This window comes from Aminobacter sp. P4_D5 (assembly GCF_056401815.1).
The window spans coordinates 1-3,887 of the sequence record NZ_JBFUIP010000297.1; the positions used below are offsets into that span (position 1 = coordinate 1).

The 3,887-nt window shown below is 57.6% G+C and carries 5 protein-coding genes and 1 pseudogene; 1 reads left to right on the plus strand and 5 read right to left on the minus strand.

The genetic code is table 11. The features are described 5' to 3' along the window. A pseudogene (locus AC1DWF_RS30835) lies at positions 1 to 201 on the plus strand (hypothetical protein); the annotation flags it as partial. A 384-nt stretch (positions 202 to 585) separates the two neighbouring features. On the opposite strand, the gene AC1DWF_RS30840 reads toward AC1DWF_RS30835, so the two are convergent. The 5 genes from AC1DWF_RS30840 to AC1DWF_RS30860 form a co-directional block, all read right to left on the minus strand. Next, positions 586 to 774, minus strand: coding sequence for a hypothetical protein (locus AC1DWF_RS30840; protein WP_476787159.1), 189 nt, complete (start codon positions 772 to 774; stop codon positions 586 to 588). 380 nt (positions 775 to 1,154) lie between these two features. Further along, entirely contained in the window at positions 1,155 to 1,355 is a 201-nt protein-coding gene (locus AC1DWF_RS30845) for a hypothetical protein (protein ID WP_476787158.1), read from the minus strand. Between the two features lie 305 nt (positions 1,356 to 1,660). After that, positions 1,661 to 1,963 carry a hypothetical protein gene (locus AC1DWF_RS30850; RefSeq protein WP_476788631.1) on the minus strand — a complete coding sequence of 101 codons (303 nt, stop codon included), beginning with the start codon at positions 1,961 to 1,963 and terminating at the stop codon, positions 1,661 to 1,663. A gap of 364 nt (positions 1,964 to 2,327) precedes the next feature. Then, positions 2,328 to 2,495: a hypothetical protein gene (locus AC1DWF_RS30855; RefSeq protein WP_476786839.1), complete on the minus strand. Its 168-nt coding sequence runs from the start codon at positions 2,493 to 2,495 to the stop codon at positions 2,328 to 2,330. Between the two features lie 391 nt (positions 2,496 to 2,886). Beyond that, entirely contained in the window at positions 2,887 to 3,666 is a 780-nt protein-coding gene (locus AC1DWF_RS30860; RefSeq protein WP_476786840.1) for a GGDEF domain-containing protein, read from the minus strand. Positions 3,667 to 3,887 lie beyond the last annotated feature (221 nt).

Here is a 3,887-nt window from a genome sequence, read left to right on the forward strand (position 1 = left end):
GCGTCGGACAGGATTGGCGGTGTCGATCATGCGAATTACTGGCACGCTCCCGAATATCATGGGGCATGGTATTCCGGCGCCGGATTGGCGACGGGCCTCGCCGTCGGAGCAGCAGCTGCGCGTCCATACGACTACGGCTACGGGCCATACCCTTACGGCTACGGCCAATGYGGCTATTATCCCTATCCGCCCTGCTATTGATGTGTCGGGATCTGCGCCCGGCAACGACGTTTGATCAAGCGGAGCCCAATGGACGCAGGATCAACCTTTCAACTCGGGAGATCCATCGCGCCGATGGGTGGGTAATGAGCTCAGTGGAGCGAAGCCCATCCCGCCGGCCGACCTTCTATTTATCATGCTGCAGTGGCACTATGACTGGGCGCGCGCCTATAATGGCTCCCAGCAGTGTCTGAGGGCGCCGTAAGAGCGGCCTGTCGAACCTTAGCTCGGCAGGCCGTTTCTGCGATCAGGCACCAGGATCTGCGTCCGGTAGCCGTCGTATTTGATCTAATGCGTCCTAGCATCGCCTTCAGGCGGCTTGTCGACCAGCGTCGGGATACACGGCGGGATGAATAGCCCCATGCCTCAAAGATAGGGCTGCTCGGCCATGATCGCATCCAACTTCACGCGCGATGGTCCATGGATCGTGATGAGCGTGAGCGCTTGGCCGTGGGACAAGCCATACCGCTTCGCCAATTCCGATACCTCGTACGTGCGGTGTTCTTGCGGCTGATCGAGCATCTCGAATTGCCGCTTGTCGGGATGACCAACCATGATCTTTTCCTCCCAAATAACGACACACGAAAACGCGACTGCGTCTTAGCGGGTTCCATATTAGCGCGATGTTGGACGTTGTCGAATCGCTTAGCGAGGCAGCTTCCCGGCGATATAGATGCTGTTGAGGTCGCGATTGCCGCTATCTGTCCATGCAATTGCGACGACGGTGACAAGGCACGCAAGAAAGATAAGTCCCGCGACCCCGGACTTGACGGTGTCGTTCATTGCGCCACGACACAGAGAACGCCAGGTCTGTCCGCCAAGCGCAAAGATCAGATAAAGGCTCGCAGTTGCGGCCAAGGCCATGATTGTTAGCATTGCCGGCCTCATTTCAACCAGCAGGATAGCTGAACACGGTGGGATGAAGGGCCCATGCCTCAAGGGTAGGGCCGTGCGGCCATGACCTTATCGAGCCTCGAGCGTGACCGCCCGTAGATGGAAATCATGGTTCGCGCTTGGCCGTCTGACAGGCCATATTTTTCTGCAAGGGTAGCTATCGTGTAACGATCGTCGGCGGTGGCGGTCGCATTCAAAGAGTCGATCAAGTCCAACTGCCGTGGGTCATGCTGCTGCGTCATGACGTTCTCCCAGAAATCGACGCGGAGAAACGCGCGAGGATGGGAATCGATCCATCGACAAAACTTGGCCGGCGCGTCCCGGCTGAGTCTTCCAAAGTTGCGCCGGCCTGCGGACAGATTGCCGCCGCGCGGAAATGCTATCAGCCTGGTTCTGCAGGCTCAAGAGCGCCGCGCACGCTTTGCCGCGGTTCTTTCGGGGGTGGGCGGTAGCTCGATCGATCACGAGGCGGGCTGCTGCTTGTCAGGCAGCGCCACGTCCTGATTGTTGATTGAGCACTACTCAAGACGATTGCCAAGACACAGGCTTAAGGTTTTCGCTTTTCTTCGAGCAACACCTTGCACGCCTTTATAACCTCAACAGCCTCGGTGAGCATTGCCGACACCTTCTCGGCTGGAAACAGATCGATCGCGCTTGCCATTGCGTTGAGTTCGAACACGATGTCGCCCTGGCCGACATCGTTCGCAGACGTCTCGGAATAATCGATAAGCTCTCGGTAATCCCTGATCGTCGACGCGGCGCGTTGGAGCAGCCGAGCCTGTTCTTGTTCGGTCAATCTGTCAGTCTCATTTGCGGCCCGGATCAACTCGGAGATGAACTCGGCGGCCATGGTTCTCAGCCCAGTTTGGCGGGAAGGGGCAGACTGGAGCATAGCATATGCATATCGCGGGCGAGGAGCTTTCGTTGCTTTTCCTGGTGCTCTTTGCCAGCTAGGGCCATCCCAAGCCCATACGGGCCAAGCAGTAGGCTGGCCGGTATGCTCATTGTTTCTCCAGCCTTGTAGTTCAATGCCTTCGCGCGGATTTGTTCGCACTCCGGCGAGCTCCATTTTGGGTCTTGCGTCGAGAGTGTGGCCGCATACTCGGCGGGCGCCGTCGTACACCCGGCGAAGGCGAACATGGCCATAGTGGCTAGGAGTAGCTGTTTCATCCCCAGGCCCCACAGGCTATCCGTTAAACCGCATCTCGTTGAGCTTAGCTGGCTCGCTTTACGTCCTTGCTATCGTTCTTCGCTCTTGCCAATGCGATGCGTTTCGATTCGATCCGGTCGGCTGCAGCAAGTAGGATTTCGACCACTTCGGCTTTTGTCTTGCTGGCAGGGTTTGCGGCTATTGCTCGTAGGTCGTCAACGATTGTCGGCATTGTGTCTCCTATTCAGGTTGTCACTGTAGAACTGCACACACAGCCCGTCCCAAGGCTACTTCTTCCCGCCCTTATCGAGGATGGACAGCGCGTCGGTCAACAGCTTCACGGCCTTTGCGCGGTCGGCGTCACCGGCCGCGAACGTGCGCTCGACTCGCGGCGGCGCCTCCTGGTGCTGCCTAATTCAGCAGATGCGGTTAGTCGCTCCTGCCCCATAGGTTAGCGCAATGTGAATTGACTCATCAAGGTGCGTGTTCCTATTTCGTTCTCATATCGGAAGAACTCCCTAGGCTCTTCGATCAGCGAGCGCCCGCGCCAGCGTTCTCGGCAATCTGATGCACCGGAACCTCAGGAAGCCAGCATCGGGCGAAGGACTCGTCCACGTCAGTGGTCAATGGAGTGAAGGCCGAGACGACGAAGCCTCGTGCCGAAGCTGAGCGTATTCGATGCGATTGCGTCCTCTCTCCTTGGCAACCTGCATCTGGTGATCGGCTGCAACAAGCAGATTGTCGACAGTGGTCTCTGTGTCGAACAGAACGGCTCCGACGCTGACGGTCACAGACCAATTCGACCCGCTGGGTTCCAAGCGCGCTTCGGTTACGGCATGTCGAATGCGTTCCGCGACTTTCTCGGCATTCTCTTGGGTGGCGCCGGGCAAGTACACTCCGAATTCATCACCGCCGATGCGACCGACCAGATCGCCGCCTCGCACCGACGCGCGGATTGTTTCCGCAATGACTCTGAGCGCGTGATTTCCGGCATTATACCCTATGTGCTCATTGATCCTTCTCATATGGTCGATGTCTATCACCAGCAGCGCGCCCTTTCGCGGCCCGGTCCCCGGGTGGAAGACGTCGATCGCGGCCGAAAAAAGCGGTCCATTGAGACATGAGGTGAGGCTATCATGCGCAAGTTCCTGAGCGTATTTCTGCCTGAGCGACAAATTCTCGTTGAGCTTCAGGCTCAGCAGGGCAAGCAGTGGCGCGATAAACATGAGCGGGAGGATGAAAGCGTTCAGCAGGTCTCGCCCAAACGTGTCGGCGTCGGCGCCCCCGAAAATCAGGAATTGCAAGGCCAGCGAGATGACCACATATGCGAGACTGCCGGCCACCGTCAGAAGCGTAACGTGAACCCACTTGTGAAGTGCTATTGCGGTAAGCTTGTCCAGCATTCGTCCTCGCGACTTCGAGCTTCTATCGGATGAGCCCGATTACCTTCGGCATATCTGACAGGGTCACGCAGGGACAGGCGCTTCGACCGAGCAATCACAATTGCGAGCGTGATCGTTAAGAAGTCCTTTATGAAAGCCAGCGCATTTTGCAGCCAAGTGGGGTCACTTGGCGTCAGCAAGAAAGCGCAAAGTCAAAGCGTTAGAGCGTCCTTGTGTTTCCA